Below are 15,323 nucleotides of genomic sequence, written 5' to 3'. Positions count from 1 at the left end.
GCGGCCCGCCGCTACCGGTGGGCCGCCCCGTACGCCGTCGTACGGCTCCGGCGCCCGGTGTCGTACGGCTCCGGCACTCAGCCCTGTGCGTCGCCCGCCGGGACGGTGCTGCGCAGGGTGCCGTCGAGGCCCGCGACCAGGACGGGCGTGGCAGGCCCGCCGAGGTCCCGTACGGCCGCGCGGTCCGCGTCGGTGGCGCGCTCGGCGTCGGTGACCACGGCCGCGGCCTCCAGGGACGTGGCCCCGCTGGCGACGGCCATCGCGACGGCCGTCTGAAGCGCGCTGAGCTTCAGCGACTCCAGGGCGACGGTGCCGGCGACATACGTGCGGCCGGTCTCGTCGCGCACGGCGGCGCCCTCGGGCACGCCGTTACGGGCCCGCGCCGAGCGGGCGAGCGTGATGATCTTGCGGTCTTCCGGGTCCAGCGGTGCGGTCTCGCTCATACGGGCGAGCATATGCGGGGCGGCGCGGACGGCGGAAAGGGGCAGCCGGCAGGACCGGCCGCCGCCCGGCGGGAGTCAGCCCGCGACGGAGTACATCCCTCCGCCACGCCCGGCTTCGCCCACGCGGGGCGCCCCCCATCGGCGGCCCCCCGCCGAGGTGAGCCGCTCCAGCTTCGCCGCGGTGTCCGTCCCGGGGCGCGGGTTGTGCAGCACGATGTTGAGGTCGGGGCGGACCGGGATCCGCAGCTGGGTGGTCTCGAAGAGCAGGGCGCCGACGAGCGGGTGGTCCATCTCCTTGTGGATCGTGCCGCCGTCCTGGACGTCGCCGCGGCCCCACAGCCCGGCGAATTCCGCACTGAGCGCGGAGGCCTCGCGCACGACCGCGTCGAAGCCCTCGTCGCCGGGCCGCGCCGAGCACGCGGCGCGGAACTGCGCCACGACCACGGGGGCGTTCCTCTCCCAGCTGGCGGCCCGCGCGCGGTAGACGGGGTCGGTGAAGAACGCGATCAGGCAGTTGCGCGAGACACCGGGGAGGCCGTGGCCCAGCACCAGCTGTGCCGCGTCGTTGTGGGCGACGGTGTTCCAGTACGGATCCATGATGTGCGCCGGGAACGGCATCCAGGCGTCGATCAGCCGCTTCAGGCCCGCGCACACGTCGGTGAGGCCCAGCTCCTCGGCGTCCTGCCGCTGCGGAGGGTTCAGCCCGGCCAGGACGTACAGATGCCGCCGCTCGGCGCCGTTGAGCCGCAGCACCCTGGCGACCGCGTCCAGCACCTGCGGCGAGACGGTGATGTCGCGGCCCTGCTCCAGCCACTGGTACCAGGAGGCACCGACCCCGGCGAGGACGGCGACCTCCTCGCGGCGCAGTCCCGGAGTGCGGCGGCGGCCGCCGTCGGGCAGTCCCGCCTCGGCCGGGGTGACCCGGGCGCGGCGGCTCATCAGGAAGTCGCGGAGTTCCTGTCGTCGGCGCGCGGTGTCCTGGCCGGCGGTGTTCGAGGCCACGTGTCTCCCCCTGTCGGCGTGGCTGGTGGTGCGGACACCACGATAAGTTCCCGCTCCCCACGGCGTATTCCGAAACCGCAGGCTCTTTGCATGCCAGTAACCGAGACCTCACCGCCCACCGCCGCCCCGCCGGGTCCGGGGTCCCGGGCGGCCGCGCCCGTGGCCCCCTCCCCGGCCCCGGCCACCGCCGCCGCCTCCGCCGGCGCGCGGATGACCCCGCGGGCCAAGCTCGTCCTGCTGCTCCTGTGCGCGGCGCAGTTCATCATCGCGCTGGACTTCTCCATCCTGAATGTGGCGCTGCCCGTGCTCGGCAGGGACCTGGGCATGGGCCAGGCCGATCTCCAGTGGGCGGTCACCGCGTTCGCGCTGCCCTCCGGAGGCTTTCTGCTGCTGTCCGGCCGCATCGCCGATCTCTACGGGCGGCGCAAGCTGTTCCTCATCGGGTTCGCGCTGTTCGTCGCGGCCTCGGTACTGGCCGCGCTGGCCTGGTCCCCGGCGGCGTTCCTGGCCGGGCGGGCGCTCCAGGGGCTGGGCGCGGCGGTCATCGTGCCCACCGGAATGTCCCTGCTCACCACCACCTTCGCCGAGGGACCGCAGCGCGAACGCGCCCCCCTGGGCATCGGCGGCACCGTGCTCTCGATGGGCTTCACCATCGGCATGGTGCTGGGCGGGGTGATGACGGATGCGCTGGGCTGGCGCTCGACCATGGGCCTGCTGTCCGTGGCCGGGGTGGCCGTAGTGGCCGCGGCACCGGCGCTCCTGACCGAGTCCCGGCATCCGCGGCGGCCGCGGATCGATGTGCCCGGCGCGGTCACCGTCACCGGCGGGCTGCTGTCGCTGATCTACGCCCTGTCGACCGCCGCCGAGCGGGGCTTCGGCCACCCGGATGTCCTGGTGACGCTGATCGCGGGCCTGGCGCTGCTGGCCGCGTTCGTGCGGGTGGAGTCGCGGGCCGAACAGCCGCTGGTGTCACTGCCGATGCTGCGCCGCCGGACCGTCGCCTGGGGGAATCTGGCGGGCCTGACGACCTTCGCGATGATGAGCACCGTCATCTTCCTGCTGACGCTCTACCTCCAGGAAGTGCTGCGGCTGTCCGCCTTCCGGACCGGTCTGCTCTTCGGTGTGCAGGGCGTGGTCTCGGCCGTCGCCGGCCTCGTCGCCCCGAAGGTCATCGGCCGGCTGGGCGCCCGCCGCACGCTGCTGACCGGGCTGCTGCTCCAGGCCGGCTTCACGGCCGCGCTGCTGGGGCTGGGCACCGGCACGGGGATGTGGCCGGCCCTCATCGGGGTGACCTTCGCCGGCCTCGGCCATCTGTGGGCGATCATCTCGTACGGCGTGACCGCCACCTCAGGCCTCCCGGATGCCGAGCAGGGCCTGGCGACCGGTCTGGTCACCAGCTCACAGCAGGTGGGCATCACCCTCGGCATTCCGCTGCTGAGCGCGGTCGCCACGGCCCATGCCGCCGCGCTGCGGACAGCGGGCAGCGGCTTCGCGGAGGCCACGCTCGGTGGCATCAAACTGGGGCTGGGCCTGGACGCGGCGCTGGTCGCGGTGGTCGCGGTGCTGGTCACGGCCGGGCTGCGGACGCCCCGTGCGACGCGCGGCGACTGAGGGAGAAGGTGGCTGCCCCGGACCCCCGCGCCGGGGCAGCCTGCGCGGCACGCTTTCTGTCGCGATTTCTCTCACGCATGACGGTCGCGCTCGGCGACCGCCTGAAGATCTTTCCATGAGGCGCACCACGGAATCCAGCGCCACCGGAAATGGCTTGCAGAACATTTCTGGTGCACTGGAGATAAGTAGCTTTGTGGAGTGTGGTGGCGGAAAATGTTCCCGCCACCACAAGGAATTACGCGGCGAATTCCGCAATCGTTCAGCCGGCGGAGCGGCCGCCCGCCCAGGGCTCCTCGGACGCGCTCGCGCCCTCGGGCCGCACCGGCTCGCACAGCACCGTGATGATCTTGTTGCGGCGTCCTGCCGGTGACTCCGCGGTCAGCCGGAGCGCCTTCAGGCCCGGGTCGGAGGCGTCGTCGGAGAGGTCGACCTCGGCGGTGGCGCCGGCGATCGGGACCCGGCCGAGGAGCTTGGCCAGCAGGCCGCCGACCGTTTCGACGTCCTCGTCGTCCAGCTCGGCCAGCCCGTACAGCTCGCCGAGGTCACCGATGTCCAGCCGGGAGGTGACGCGATAGCGGCCGTCGCCGAGCTCCTCGACGGGCGGCAGTTCACGGTCGTATTCATCGGTGATCTCGCCGACGATCTCTTCCAGGATGTCCTCGATGGTGACAATTCCGGCGGTGCCGCCGTATTCATCGATGACCACCGCGACATGATTGCGGTCCTGCTGCATTTCGCGCAGCAGATCACCGGCATTCTTGGTGTCGGGGACGAAGACGGCGGGGCGCATGGCCGTGGAGACCAGCTCGTTCTCGGCGTCGCGGCTGATGTGGACCTTGCGGGCGAGGTCCTTGAGGTAGACCACGCCGACGACGTCGTCCTCGTTCTCGCCGGTCACCGGGATACGGGAGAAACCGGAGCGCAGGGCGAGGGTCAGCGCCTGGCGGATGGTCTTGAAGCGCTCGACGGCGACCAGGTCCGTCCGCGGCACCATCACCTCGCGGACGAGGGTGTCGCCGAGCTGGAAGACGGAGTGCACCATCCGGCGCTCCTCGTCCTCGATCAGCGACTCCTTCTCCGCGAGGTCGACCAGCGAGCGCAGTTCGGCCTCGGAGGCGAACGGGCCCTTGCGGAAGCCCTTGCCGGGCGTGAGGGCGTTGCCGAGGAGGATCAGCAGCTGCGGGATCGGGCCCATGATGCGGGCCAGCGGCAGCAGCACATAGGCGGCGGCGGTGGCGGTGTTCAGCGGATGCTGGCGGCCGATGGTCCGCGGCGAGACGCCGACGGCGACATAGGAGACCAGCACCATCACGGCGGTGGCGACGGTCAGCGCCTGCCACGTCTTGTCGAAGGAGCGCAGACAGGCGTAGGTGACCAGGACGCCGGCGGCCATCTCACAGCCGACCCGCACCAGCAGCGCGACATTGAGATAGCGGGTGGGGTCGGCGGCGACGGCGGCGAGCTTGGCGCTGCCGCGGCGGCCGGAGCGGACGGCTTCCTCGGCCCGGAAGCTGGTCGTACGGGCCAGGCCGGCCTCCGCGCAGGCGGCGAGCCAGGCGATCACGACGAGCAGGACCGCGACCGCGATCAGCTGGGTGGTCATCGGCTGTCCCGTCAGGTCACGGTGGGGGCCGGCGAGGGGCCGGTCAGGCCCTGCTCGGTCCGCCAGCCGTCGATGATCGCCGCCTGAAGGCCGAACATCTCGGCCTTCTCGTCGGGCTCCTCGTGGTCGTAGCCGAGGAGGTGGAGCACGCCGTGGACGGTGAGCAGCTGGAGCTCCTCGTCCATGCTGTGCCCGGTCGGGGCGTCCTCGCCCTGCTTCTTGGCGACCTCCGGGCACAGCACGATGTCACCGAGGAGCCCCTGCGGGGGCTCCTCGTCGTCCTTGGCCGGCGGACGCAGCTCGTCCATCGGGAAGGACATGACATCGGTCGGTCCCGGCAGGTCCATCCACTGGATGTGCAGCTGCTCCATGGCCTCGGCGTCCACGACAATCACGGACAGCTCGGAGAGCGGGTGGATACGCATCCGGGCGACGGCGTAGCGGGCGACATCCAGGATGGCCTGCTCGTCGATGGCCGTGCCGGACTCGTTGTTGACGTCGATGGACATGGGGGAGTTGCGTCTCACTTCTGTTTGCCGGGCGCGGGCCGGCCGGTGGTCCCGGCCGGCCAGGGCTCACTTGCCGTTGCGGCTGTCGTACTTCTCGTAGGCATCGACGATACGGCCGACCAGCTTGTGGCGGACCACGTCCTGGCTGGTGAGCAGGGAGAAATGCACATCGTCGACGCCGTCCAGGATGTCCCGGACCTGGCGCAGACCGCTCTTCGTGCCGCCGGGCAGGTCCACCTGGGTGACATCGCCGGTGATGACGATCTTCGATTCGAACCCGAGGCGGGTGAGGAACATCTTCATCTGCTCGGGATTGGTGTTCTGCGCCTCGTCGAGAATGATGAACGCGTCATTGAGCGTCCGGCCGCGCATATACGCCAGCGGGGCGACCTCGATCGTGCCCGCCGCCATCAGGCGCGGGATGGAGTCGGGGTCGAGCATGTCGTGGAGCGCGTCGTAGAGCGGGCGCAGATACGGGTCGATCTTCTCGTAGAGGGTGCCGGGCAGGAAGCCCAGCCGCTCGCCGGCCTCGACCGCGGGGCGGGTCAGGATGATGCGGTTGACCTGCTTGGCCTGGAGCGCCTGCACGGCCTTGGCCATCGCGAGGTAGGTCTTGCCGGTGCCGGCCGGGCCGATGCCGAAGACGACCGTGTGCTCGTCGATGGCGTCGACATAGCGCTTCTGGTTGAGCGTCTTGGGCCGGATCGTGCGGCCGCGGTTGGACAGGATGTTCTGGGTGAGCACCTCGGCGGGCGTCTCACTGACCGCTCCCTCGCCGTCCTCCGCCGCGCGCAGCATGGCGATGGAGCGTTCCACTGCGTCCTCCGTCATCGGTTGTCCGGTGCGGAGCACCAACATCATCTCGTCGAAAAGGCGCTGGACGAGGGCGACCTCCCCGGCGTCGCCGACAGCGCTGACTTCATTGCCCCGGACATGGATGTCGGTCGCCGGGAAGGCTTTTTCGATCACGCGCAGAAGGGAGTCTCCGGATCCCAGGACCGTGACCATCGGGTGTTTGGCCGGGACGGTGAACTGGGCGCGCGCCTGCGGTTGCGTGGGTGTCTGAGTCATGGGGCGGCTCGGTGGCCTGCTCAACCCCCATCCTTTGCTCGTAAGAGGTGCCTGCCTGCACTCGACCTGCACTCGGCTCCTTGGGATACCAGAGTACGACGGGGCACCGACAAGCCCGAGGGCTTTTCCTGCCGGGGCGGGGCCGCCGGGCCGCACCCTGCCCGGTGCCGGGGCCGCTCAGGCCGGGCGGCGGAAGCCGATCGTCGGGACGGCGCGGGCCAGCGGGGCGGGCCGGTAGGCGGCGGGCAGCACCTCGTCCAGGAAGGCGTACTGGCGGCGCAGCGCGCCCGGCGCACCCGCCTCGCAGGCGCGCACCTGCTGCCACCAGCCGGCGATCTCGGCCCACCCCGGCGCGGACAACGATCCGCCGAATTCCTGCACGGACAGCGCGGCGCTCAGCCCCGCGAAGGCGAGCCGTTCGGCGAGCGGCCAGTCGGCGAGCGTGCCGGTGACGAATCCGGCGACGAAGACGTCTCCGGCGCCCGTGGGGTCCAGCGCCTCCACGGCGATGGCGGGCACCTCGGCGCTCTCGCCGGTCCGCCCGTCCACCGCATAGGCGCCCTCCGCACCCAGCGTGACCACCGCGAGCGGCACCCGGTCAGCGAGCTTGCGGGCGGCGGCGCGCGGGCAGTCCGTACGGGTGTAGCGCATCGCCTCCTCCGCGTTGGGCAAAAACGCCTCGCAGTGTTCGAGGTCGGCCAGGTCGGCCGGGTCCCAGCGCCCGCTGTCGTCCCAGCCCACGTCCGCGAAGATGCGGCTGCCGCGGCCGGCCGCGCAGCCCAGCCAGGGTTCCCGCCGGCCCGGTACCAGCGAGGCGACGCAGGCGCGGGAGGGCGGCGGGCAGCCCGGGGCGTGCTTGCCGTCGAAGGCGAAATCGGGCGGCGGCGCCTCGTGGCCGTGCGAGACCATCGTGCGCTCGCCCTCGTACGCCATGGAGACGGTGACCGGGGAGTGCCAGCCGGGGACGGTGCGGGACAGCGCCAGGTCGATGCCCTCGCCCTGTGCGAGCGCCTCCCAGCAGTACTCGCCGTAGTGGTCGTCGCCGAAAGCGGCGGCGAGCGAGGTGCGCAGGCCGAGCCGGGCCAGTGCGGTGGCCATGTTGGCGACTCCGCCGGGACTGGAGCCCATGCCGCGGGCCCAGGACTCGGTGCCGCGGACCGGTGCGGAGTCCAGGCCGGTGAAAATGATGTCCAGGAAGACCGTGCCGGTGAGATAGACGTCGGTGGGTGGATCGCCGGCGGCGCGCACCCCTGCCAGCGGATCGAGGGCCGGTGGCACTGCGGCCGGGCCCGCGGGCGGAAGGTCATCGCGTCGGCTGCTCACCGTGCTCGCTCCTCTCGTATCGGCACGTGCCGCCAGTGTGCCTGATGCTGCGGTACGTTCCGCCCCATGAGGCTGACGATTCTCGGCGGGGGCGGCTTCCGGGTGCCGCTGGTCTACCGCGCTCTGCTGGACGACCCGGCACACTCCGTCTCCGAGGTGGTGCTGCACGACACCGATCCACGCCGGGTGGCGGTGATCGCGGACGTGCTGACGCGGCTGGCGCAGGGGCATCCGGCGCCGGTGCCCGTACGGGTCGCGGACGGGCTGGACGACGCGCTGGCCGGCGCCGGCTTCGTCTTCTCGGCGATCCGGGTGGGCGGTACGGCGGGCCGGATACGCGACGAACGGATCCCGCTGTCCGAGGGCGTGCTCGGCCAGGAGACGGTCGGCGCGGGCGGTGTCCTGTACGGGCTGCGGACGATCCCGGTGGCGCTGCACATCGCCGAGCGGGTCGCGGCGCTCGCCCCGGATGCCTGGGTCATCAACTTCACCAACCCCGCGGGCATGGTCACCGAGGCGATGTCCCAGGTGCTCGGCGACCGTGTCATCGGGATCTGCGATTCGCCGGTCGGGCTGGTGCGCCGGGCGGCACGGGCGGCCGGCGCGGACCCGGCCGCGCTCGGGGACCCGGACCGGACCGGCTACGACTACGTGGGGCTCAACCACCTCGGCTGGCTGCGGTCGTTGACGCTGGACGGCACCGAGCTGCTGCCGGGGCTGCTCGCCGACGACGCCGCGCTGGGCTCCTTCGAGGAGGGCAGGCTCTTCGGCGCCGACTGGCTGCGGACCCTGGGCGCGCTCCCCAACGAGTATCTGCACTACTACTACTTCCGCCGCGAGACCCTCGGCTCCGTACGGGACACCCGGGAGACCCGCGGCGAATTCCTCGACCACCAGCAGGGCGGCTTCTTCGAGCGGGCCGCGGCGGCCGGCGGCCCGGACCGGGCGTACGAGCTGTGGGAGCGCACCCGGCTGGAGCGCGAGGAGACCTATATGGCGCACAGCAGGGAGGCCGGCGGCGGCTGGCAGCGCGACAGCCACGATCTGGAGGGCGGCGGCTACGACCGGGTGGCGCTGGCGTTGATGCACGCCATCCTGGGCGACAGCGGGACCCGGCTGATCCTCAATGTGCGCAACGGGACGACGGTGCCGCAGCTGGCGCCGGACGCGATCGTGGAGACGGTGTGCGAGGTGACCGCCCAGGGCGCCCGGCCGCTGCCCTGCGCGCCGCTGCGGGAGGACCAGTTGGGGCTGATGCTCCAGGTCAAGGCGGTGGAGCGGGCCACCGTGGAGGCCGCGACGTTCAAGGACCGGAGCGCCGCGCTACGGGCGCTGGCGCTGCATCCGCTGGTGGACTCCCCCGCGGTGGCCGCCCGCATCCTGGAGCGGGCGGCCACGGAGGCCTGAGGGCAGGGAGACCTGAGGCCAAGGCGACGTGAGGGCACGGAGCCGTGAAGGCACGGAGCCTTGAGGGCGGAGGCGCGAGGGCACCGAGGCGTGAGGCCGCGGAATACCCTCCGCCCCCGCCGCGTTCTGGCCCGTAGGGGGCGCCCGCAACCCCTACGGGATCTGTGCGCCCCGGCCCTAGTGGCCCCTCAGTGGCCGCGCTTGAGCCACTCCCCCAGATGTGGGGCCTCCGCGCCGATCGTCGTCGGGTCGCCGTGTCCGGTGCGCACCTGCGTCGTGGGCGGCAGGGTCAGCAGCCGGTCCCGGATCGAGGCCACGATCGTCGGGAAGTCCGAGAAGGACCGCCCGGTGGCGCCGGGGCCGCCCTGGAAGAGGGTGTCGCCGGTGAAGACGGTGCCCAGCTCGGGCGCGTGGAGGCAGACCGCGCCGGGCGCATGGCCCGGGGTGTGCAGCACGGTCAGGTCCGTACCGGCGATGGTCAGCACCTGGCCGTCCGCCAGCTCCGCGTCCGGCGCGGTGTCCGGGTGCGTCATCTTCCACAACGGCAGGTCGGCGGGGTGCAGATGGATCCGGGCGCCGGTGCGGGAGGCCAGCGCCGGGGCCGCGTCGATGTGGTCGTTGTGCCCATGGGTGCAGACGATCGCGCGCAGCGTCCGGCCGCCGAGGGCTTCGAGGATGGCGTCGGCATCGTGGGCGGCGTCGATGACGATCGCCTCGTCGTCGTCGCCGACGATCCAGACGTTGTTGTCGACGTCCCAGGTGCCGCCGTCGAGGGAGAAGGTTCCGGAGGTGACCAGGTGGTCGATACGGGCCGCCATCAGAGCGTCACCACCGAACGCAGGACATCGCCCGACTCCATCCGCGCGAAGGCCTGCTCTACGTCCTCGATGCCGATGGTCTCGGTGACGAACGCGCCCAGGTCGATCCGGCCCTGAAGATGCAGATCGACCAGCATCGGGAAGTCGCGGGAGGGCAGACAGTCGCCGTACCAGGAGGATTTGAGGGCGCCGCCGCGGCCGAAGACGTCCAGGAGGGGGAGTTCCAGGGTCATGTCCGGGGTGGGCACGCCCACCAGGACGACGGTTCCGGCCAGATCGCGGGCGTAGAAGGCCTGCCGGTAGGTCTCGGGCCGGCCGACCGCGTCGATGACGACATCCGCGCCGAAGCCGCCGGTCAGCTCGCGGACCGCTTCGACGGGGTCGCTGGAGCGCGAGTTGACCGTATGGGTGGCGCCCATGGAGCGCGCGGTCTCCAGTTTCCGGTCGTCGATGTCCACCGCGATGATCGTGACCGCACCGGCCAGCCGCGCGCCCACCACGGCCGCGTTGCCGACGCCGCCGCAGCCGATGACCGCGACCGAGTCGCCGCGCCCGACACCGCCGGTGTTGATCGCGGCGCCGATGCCCGCCATCACCCCGCAGCCCAGCAGCCCGGCCGCCTCGGGCGCCATCCGGGGGTCGACCTTGGTGCACTGTCCTGCGGCGACCAGCGTCTTGTCGGCGAAGGCGCCGATGCCCAGCGCCGGGCTCAGCTCCGTGCCGTCCTTCAGCGTCATCTTCTGGCGGGCATTGTGGGTGTCGAAGCAGTACTGGGGGCGGCCGCGGAGACACGCACGGCACTGGCCGCACACCGCACGCCAGTTGAGGACCACGAAGTCCCCCGGCGCCACGTCGGTGACCCCGTCGCCGACCGACTCCACGACACCGGCCGCCTCGTGCCCGAGCAGGAACGGGAAGTCGTCGTTGATGCCGCCCTGCTTGTAGTGCAGATCGGTGTGGCACACCCCGCACGCCTGGATCTTCACCACGGCCTCGCCGGGACCCGGATCCGGCACCAGGATGGTCTCCAGCCGGACCGGTTCGTTCTTCCCCGGCGCAATCACGCCGCGCACTTCCTGTGCCATCGGGACAGCCCCTCTCACAGATCACCTACGGGACCACTGTGGCGCACCGCCACTGAGCCGTGCCTCACCGTACGCGTGCCGGGCCATGACGCACAGGACCACGGCCGGGTTCGTGATCTTTGGCCCAGGGCCGCGGCCGCGCGCCCGCTCGTGGTGCCCGCCGCCGCGGATCAGCGCGACGCCGACCGCCGCCAGGACGCCCACCACCGACAGTGCGATCAGCCCGCCGCGGGTCGAGCCGGTGGCGTCCTGGAGGATCCCGAAGGCCGTCGGCGCGACGAACCCGCCGAGGATTCCCGGGGAGTTGACGAGCGCGATGGCGGGCGCCGCGATCCGGGCGTCCAAGTAGCTCTGCGGAGTCGTCCGGAAGACCGGGGAGGACGTCTTGACGCCCATCGCCGCCAGGCACGGCGCGGCCAGGGCGAGCCAGGGGGACACCAGGGCGGCCGGCAGAGTGCCGGCCGAGCCGGCCGGCAGCGCGCCGACCAGGAAGGGCCGCCGCCGGCCCGTACGGTCCGAGGCCCGCCCCGTGACGTACGCCGCGGCGAGGGCACACAGCCAGGGCACCGCGACCACATGCGACTCCGTTGCCGTCCGGCCGCCCGGGGGCGGCCGGGGAGCAGGGGCGGGCCCCCGGGGGTCACCAGCGGGGAAGGGCGGGGGTGACCCAGGCCGGGTCGGCGCGCCGCATCGCCGCGGCGTCATCGCGGTCGCGCAGGCCGCCGTCGTCGTCCAGCCAGCGGCGGTGCAGTACGGCGAGCCGGTCGCGGTCGAGCGTGACGCCGAGGCCGGGGGCGTCGCCGACTTCCAGCCGGCCGTCGCGGAAGGTGAGCCGCTCGGTGAGGACGTCCTCGGTCTGCCAGGGGTAGTGGCTGTCGCAGGCGTGATCGAGGTGCGGCACAGTGGCCGCGACCTGGGTCATCGCGGCGAGGCTGATGCCCAGATGGGTGTTGGAGTGCATGGACAGGCCGACGCCGAAGGTGCGGCAGACCGCGGCGAGTTCACGGGTGGCGCGCAGCCCGCCCCAGTAGTGGTGGTCACTGAGCACGACCTGGACGGCGCCGCGGGTGAACGCCCCGGCGATCTCGTCGAAGGTCGTCACGCACATGTTCGTGGCGAGCGGGAGCGGTGCGCCGGCCGCGACCTCCGCCATCCGGGCGGTGCCGCTCGTCGGGTCCTCCAGGTACTCCAGGACGTCGCCCAGCTCGGACGCCACCTCCAGCGACGTGCGCACGCTCCAGGCGCCGTTGGGGTCGATCCGCAGTGGCTGCCCGGGGAAGGCGGCGGCCAGCGCCCGGATGGCGGCGACCTCCTGCGCGGGGGTGAAGACCCCGCCCTTGAGCTTGAAGGACGTGAAGCCGTAGGTGTCGGCGAACCGGCGGGCCTGGGCGACGACACCGGCCGGGTCGAGCGCCGCGCCCCAGTCGTCGCGCTCCCCGCGGCCGCCGGGGTGCCCCTCCCAGCGGTAGAAGAGGTAGGCGCTGAACTCCACGCGGTCGCGGACCTTGCCGCCGAGCAGGGCGTGCACGGGCAGTCCGGCGGACCGGCCCCAGGCGTCCAGGCAGGCGACCTCGAAGCCGGAGAGGACGGACAGCCGCAGCTTGTCGGCGGTCTGGACGCCGCGCAGTCCGCCGACGTCCACGGCCTCGGCCCCGGTCGCGGCCGGTGAATCACCGCACACCTCGGCGGCGAGCGCAGGCAGCGTGTTCAGGTCCGTGACCGACCGGCCGATCAGCGCACTGGCCAACGGCTGGGCCAGCTCCAGGTACTTGGTGTCCCCGTAGGTCTCGCCGAGGCCGGTGACGCCGCCCTCGGTGATCAGCTCGATGATCAGCCGCGGAGTGTACGGCTGGTGTACGCCCTGCGTGTTCAGCAACGGCGGATCGGCCACCAGGATCGGGGTGAGCCGGACTTCGGTGATCGTGAGGCTGTTCTTGGCATCCGTCATCCGCAGGCTCCTACGCGACCGAGGGCTGTTTTCATATGTAGATGGCGTCTACAGATGGATTTGGAGGTTAGGGATCTCGCCTCGCGACCGTCAAGAGCCCGCACCGCACGAGCCTTTACCAAGGGTTGAATCTTCGCGCGTAGATACCGAATTGAGGCTCTGTTAGACCTACGGAGTCCCCTGATGACTCCCGGAGGAGCCGCGCATGCCCCGCCCCACCCGATTCCGCCCCGCCCTCTCCCGAAGGGCCCGCCTCGGCGCCACCACGGTCGCCGCCCTCGTCGCCGGCACCGCGGTCTTCGGCGTCGGCCAGGCCACCGCCGAACACTCCGTGCCGCGCACCGACAAGGAGATCCCCAACCTCACGCAGGTACAGGACAAGATCAAGGCGTACTACGGCGACACGGTGACGGCGGACGGTGAGCACTACGCCTCCCCGCACAGCAACTACGCACGGCAGGTCCGCGGCATCGAGGCCAAGGCCCGCACGTACCTGTCCAAGGCCCTCGCACGGCACGACCGGGCGGGCAAGCAGTCCAAGCCGGCCAAGCCGGCCATCGTCCTCGACATGGACGACACCACCCTGCTCACCTACAACTACGAGCTCCAGGTGGGCTTCCACTACACCGAGGAGAGCCAGGACAAGTACCTGGCGCACACCGACATGGACCCGGTCTTCGGCATGAACCGGCTCGTCAACTGGGCGCACGCCAAGGGTGCCGAGGTGTTCTTCCTGACCGGCCGCAAGGAGGCGCAGCGCGACTGGAGCGTCCGCAACCTCAAGAACGTCGGCTACGGGGTCCCTCTGGACCGCCGGCACGTCTACCTGAAGAACAAGGAGAACCCGCCGGCCTACCTGCCCTGCGGCGCCACCTGCACGACGGTCGAGTACAAGTCGGGCACCCGCAAGCACATCGAGTCCCTCGGCTACGACGTCGTCGCCAACTTCGGGGACCAGTACAGCGACCTGAGCGGCGGCGCCGGCGACCGGACGTTCAAGCTGCCGAACCCGATGTACTACCTGCCGTAGGACGGCCTTCCGGCCCGTCCGCCTGCCAGGCGGACGGGCCGCGCCGCTGCGGGCGCCGCCGTTGCCGTCAGCGCCGCCGTTGCCGTCAGCGCCGCTTGGGCAGGGGCACCCGCGACAGGTCCTGGGCGATGGTCAGTTCGCCGGTGTAGCCCGCCGAGCGGGCCTGCCGCTCGAACTCCGTGGGGTCGGCGTAGCGCTGCGAGAAGTGCGTCAGCACGAGGTGCCGCACACCGGCCCGCTGGGCCACCTCCGCGGCCTGCCCGGCCGTCAAGTGGCCATGATCAAGTGCCAGTTGGACGTCCTCGTCCAGGAAGGTCGACTCGATGACCAGCATGTCCACCCCCTCCGCGAGGGCATGGACGCCGTCGCACAGCCGGGTGTCCATGACGAAGGCGAACCGCTGGCCGGGGCGTCGCTCGCTCACCTCGTCGAGGGTGACGCCGTTGAGCTCACCGAGCCGCTGGATCCGCCCGACGTCGGGCCCGGCGATGCCGTGCGCCGCCAGCCGCTCCGGCAGCATCCGGCGGGCGTCCGGCTCCACGAGGCGGTAGCCGTACGACTCGACGGGGTGCGAGAGCCGCCGTGCCTCCAGGACGTACGACTTCGAGCGGTCCAGCTCACCGTCGGCGGCGACCGGCCGCTCGATCAGCTGGACCGTCTCCCGGTAGGCGGTGGCATACCGCAGCCGGTCGAAGAAGTGCTGTCCACTGGCGGGATAGTGGGCGGTGATGGGATGCGGCACCCGGTCGAGGTTGATCCGCTGGATCACCCCGGCCAGGCCCAGCGAGTGGTCACCGTGGAAGTGGGTGACACAGATCCGGTTCAGGTCATGGGCGGCGACCCCGGCGCGCAGCATCTGCCGCTGCGTCCCCTCGCCGGGGTCGAAGAGCAGCCCCTCGCCGTCCCACCGCAGCAGATAGCCGTTGTGGTTGCGGTGCCGGGTGGGTACCTGGCTCGCGGTGCCGAGGACCACCAGTTCGCGTACGGACAAGTCGGCCCCGTCAGACCAGACGCTGGAGGTCGCAGCCGCCCAGCAGATGCGCATGGGCGTGGAAGACGGTCTGGCCGGCGCCGGGGCCGGTGTTGAACACGATGCGGTAGCCGGTCGTGTCGACCTTCTCCTCCGCGGCCACCACGCCGGCCTCGCGCAGCACATCGCCCGCGATCGCCGGTTCGGCCGCGGCCAGCTCCCTGGCGTTCGCGTAGTGGACCTTGGGGATCACCAGGATGTGCGTCGGGGCCTGGGGATTGATGTCGCGGAACGCGACGGTGGTCTCGGTCTCCCGGACGATGGTCGCCGGCACCTCCCCCGCCACGATCTTGCAGAACAGGCAATCGGCCTGCGGTTCTCCCGCCACCGGTGGCTCCTCCCGAGTCATCCGCCGTACACACGGTGCGTACGACCTTCGGATGCTATCGGGCGGCGCCGTCGGGGGGTTGCAGTGACCGGGGGTGGGGGCGCGGGCTTCGTCG

At 71.9% G+C, this 15,323-nt stretch carries 15 protein-coding genes; 3 read left to right on the top strand and 12 right to left on the bottom strand.

The genetic code is table 11. The features are described 5' to 3' along the window. Positions 1-77: 77 nt before the first annotated feature. Together IF67_RS0110815 and IF67_RS0110810 are read right to left on the bottom strand one after the other, a co-directional pair. On the bottom strand, positions 78-443 hold the full coding sequence (locus tag IF67_RS0110815; RefSeq protein WP_030984508.1) for a cytidine deaminase: 366 nt from the start codon (positions 441-443) through the stop codon (positions 78-80). Positions 444-518: 75 nt separating this feature from the next. Further along, the gene (locus tag IF67_RS0110810; protein ID WP_037839147.1) at positions 519-1,445 is read right to left on the bottom strand and encodes a helix-turn-helix transcriptional regulator; all 927 of its coding nucleotides are present in this window, start codon (positions 1,443-1,445) and stop codon (positions 519-521) included. 90 nt (positions 1,446-1,535) lie between these two features. On the opposite strand from IF67_RS0110810, the gene IF67_RS0110805 reads away from it, so the two are divergent. Beyond that, a complete protein-coding gene (locus IF67_RS0110805; RefSeq protein WP_078889371.1) occupies positions 1,536-3,056 on the top strand; it encodes an MFS transporter in 1,521 nt (506 codons plus the stop codon). A 259-nt stretch (positions 3,057-3,315) separates the two neighbouring features. On the opposite strand, the gene IF67_RS0110800 is transcribed toward IF67_RS0110805, so the two are convergent. From IF67_RS0110800 to IF67_RS0110785, 4 genes are all read right to left on the bottom strand, one after another. Beyond that, positions 3,316-4,659, bottom strand: coding sequence for a hemolysin family protein (locus IF67_RS0110800; RefSeq protein ID WP_030984502.1), 1,344 nt, complete (start codon positions 4,657-4,659; stop codon positions 3,316-3,318). An 11-nt stretch (positions 4,660-4,670) separates the two neighbouring features. After that, a complete protein-coding gene (ybeY, locus tag IF67_RS0110795; RefSeq protein ID WP_030984500.1) occupies positions 4,671-5,168 on the bottom strand; it encodes an rRNA maturation RNase YbeY in 498 nt (165 codons plus the stop codon). Positions 5,169-5,234: 66 nt separating this feature from the next. Further along, complete coding sequence (locus IF67_RS0110790; RefSeq protein WP_030984499.1) at positions 5,235-6,239, bottom strand: PhoH family protein; 1,005 nt, start codon at positions 6,237-6,239, stop codon at positions 5,235-5,237. Positions 6,240-6,416: 177 nt separating this feature from the next. Continuing rightward, a complete protein-coding gene (locus IF67_RS0110785) occupies positions 6,417-7,562 on the bottom strand; it encodes a carbohydrate kinase family protein (protein WP_030984497.1) in 1,146 nt (381 codons plus the stop codon). Positions 7,563-7,628: 66 nt separating this feature from the next. Between IF67_RS0110785 and IF67_RS0110780 the strand changes: the two genes are divergently transcribed. Next, positions 7,629-8,969, top strand: a complete 1,341-nt coding sequence (locus tag IF67_RS0110780; RefSeq protein ID WP_030984494.1) for a 6-phospho-beta-glucosidase — start codon at positions 7,629-7,631, stop codon at positions 8,967-8,969. Positions 8,970-9,157: 188 nt separating this feature from the next. Here IF67_RS0110780 and IF67_RS0110775 read toward each other — a convergent pair whose 3' ends face one another. The 4 genes from IF67_RS0110775 to IF67_RS0110760 form a co-directional block, all read right to left on the bottom strand. Next, positions 9,158-9,787 (bottom strand): MBL fold metallo-hydrolase, encoded by a 630-nt coding sequence (locus tag IF67_RS0110775; RefSeq protein WP_030984493.1) that lies wholly within the window; start codon positions 9,785-9,787, stop codon positions 9,158-9,160. Further along, on the bottom strand, positions 9,787-10,872 hold the full coding sequence (locus tag IF67_RS0110770; protein WP_030984490.1) for an S-(hydroxymethyl)mycothiol dehydrogenase: 1,086 nt from the start codon (positions 10,870-10,872) through the stop codon (positions 9,787-9,789). Before IF67_RS0110770 ends, IF67_RS0110775 begins: the two co-directional genes overlap by 1 nt. A 21-nt stretch (positions 10,873-10,893) precedes the next feature. Next, positions 10,894-11,448, bottom strand: coding sequence for an MFS transporter (locus IF67_RS0110765; RefSeq protein ID WP_051817874.1), 555 nt, complete (start codon positions 11,446-11,448; stop codon positions 10,894-10,896). Between the two features lie 64 nt (positions 11,449-11,512). Next, on the bottom strand, positions 11,513-12,820 hold the full coding sequence (locus tag IF67_RS0110760; protein ID WP_030984487.1) for a glucarate dehydratase family protein: 1,308 nt from the start codon (positions 12,818-12,820) through the stop codon (positions 11,513-11,515). A 205-nt stretch (positions 12,821-13,025) separates the two neighbouring features. Between IF67_RS0110760 and IF67_RS0110755 the strand changes: the two genes are divergently transcribed. Beyond that, positions 13,026-13,850: an HAD family acid phosphatase gene (locus IF67_RS0110755; protein ID WP_030984485.1), complete on the top strand. Its 825-nt coding sequence runs from the start codon at positions 13,026-13,028 to the stop codon at positions 13,848-13,850. Positions 13,851-13,935: 85 nt separating this feature from the next. Here IF67_RS0110755 and IF67_RS0110750 read toward each other — a convergent pair whose 3' ends face one another. Both IF67_RS0110750 and IF67_RS0110745 read right to left on the bottom strand, forming a co-directional pair. After that, on the bottom strand, positions 13,936-14,841 hold the full coding sequence (locus IF67_RS0110750; protein WP_030984483.1) for a ribonuclease Z: 906 nt from the start codon (positions 14,839-14,841) through the stop codon (positions 13,936-13,938). 10 nt (positions 14,842-14,851) lie between these two features. Further along, positions 14,852-15,208, bottom strand: a complete 357-nt coding sequence (locus tag IF67_RS0110745) for a histidine triad nucleotide-binding protein (RefSeq protein WP_030984482.1) — start codon at positions 15,206-15,208, stop codon at positions 14,852-14,854. Between the last annotated feature and the right edge of the window lie 115 nt (positions 15,209-15,323).

This window comes from Streptomyces sp. NRRL S-1813 (assembly GCF_000719605.1).
GTDB lineage: Bacteria > Actinomycetota > Actinomycetes > Streptomycetales > Streptomycetaceae > Streptomyces > Streptomyces decoyicus.
Note: the sequence above shows the minus strand (reverse complement) of the source record. Positions and strands in the feature narration are given on the sequence as shown.

Excerpts from the sequence above, each read along its gene's own strand:
- IF67_RS0110760 (WP_030984487.1), bottom strand. The coding sequence starts at position 12,820 with ATGACGGATGCCAAGAACAGCCTCACGATCACCGAAGTCCGGCTCACC.
- IF67_RS0110800 (WP_030984502.1), bottom strand. The coding sequence starts at position 4,659 with ATGACCACCCAGCTGATCGCGGTCGCGGTCCTGCTCGTCGTGATCGCC.
- IF67_RS0110755 (WP_030984485.1), top strand. The coding sequence starts at position 13,026 with ATGCCCCGCCCCACCCGATTCCGCCCCGCCCTCTCCCGAAGGGCCCGC.
- IF67_RS0110805 (WP_078889371.1), top strand. The coding sequence starts at position 1,536 with ATGCCAGTAACCGAGACCTCACCGCCCACCGCCGCCCCGCCGGGTCCG.
- IF67_RS0110775 (WP_030984493.1), bottom strand. The coding sequence starts at position 9,787 with ATGGCGGCCCGTATCGACCACCTGGTCACCTCCGGAACCTTCTCCCTC.
- IF67_RS0110780 (WP_030984494.1), top strand. The coding sequence starts at position 7,629 with ATGAGGCTGACGATTCTCGGCGGGGGCGGCTTCCGGGTGCCGCTGGTC.
- ybeY (WP_030984500.1), bottom strand. The coding sequence starts at position 5,168 with ATGTCCATCGACGTCAACAACGAGTCCGGCACGGCCATCGACGAGCAG.
- IF67_RS0110815 (WP_030984508.1), bottom strand. The coding sequence starts at position 443 with ATGAGCGAGACCGCACCGCTGGACCCGGAAGACCGCAAGATCATCACG.
- IF67_RS0110770 (WP_030984490.1), bottom strand. The coding sequence starts at position 10,872 with ATGGCACAGGAAGTGCGCGGCGTGATTGCGCCGGGGAAGAACGAACCG.
- IF67_RS0110790 (WP_030984499.1), bottom strand. The coding sequence starts at position 6,239 with ATGACTCAGACACCCACGCAACCGCAGGCGCGCGCCCAGTTCACCGTC.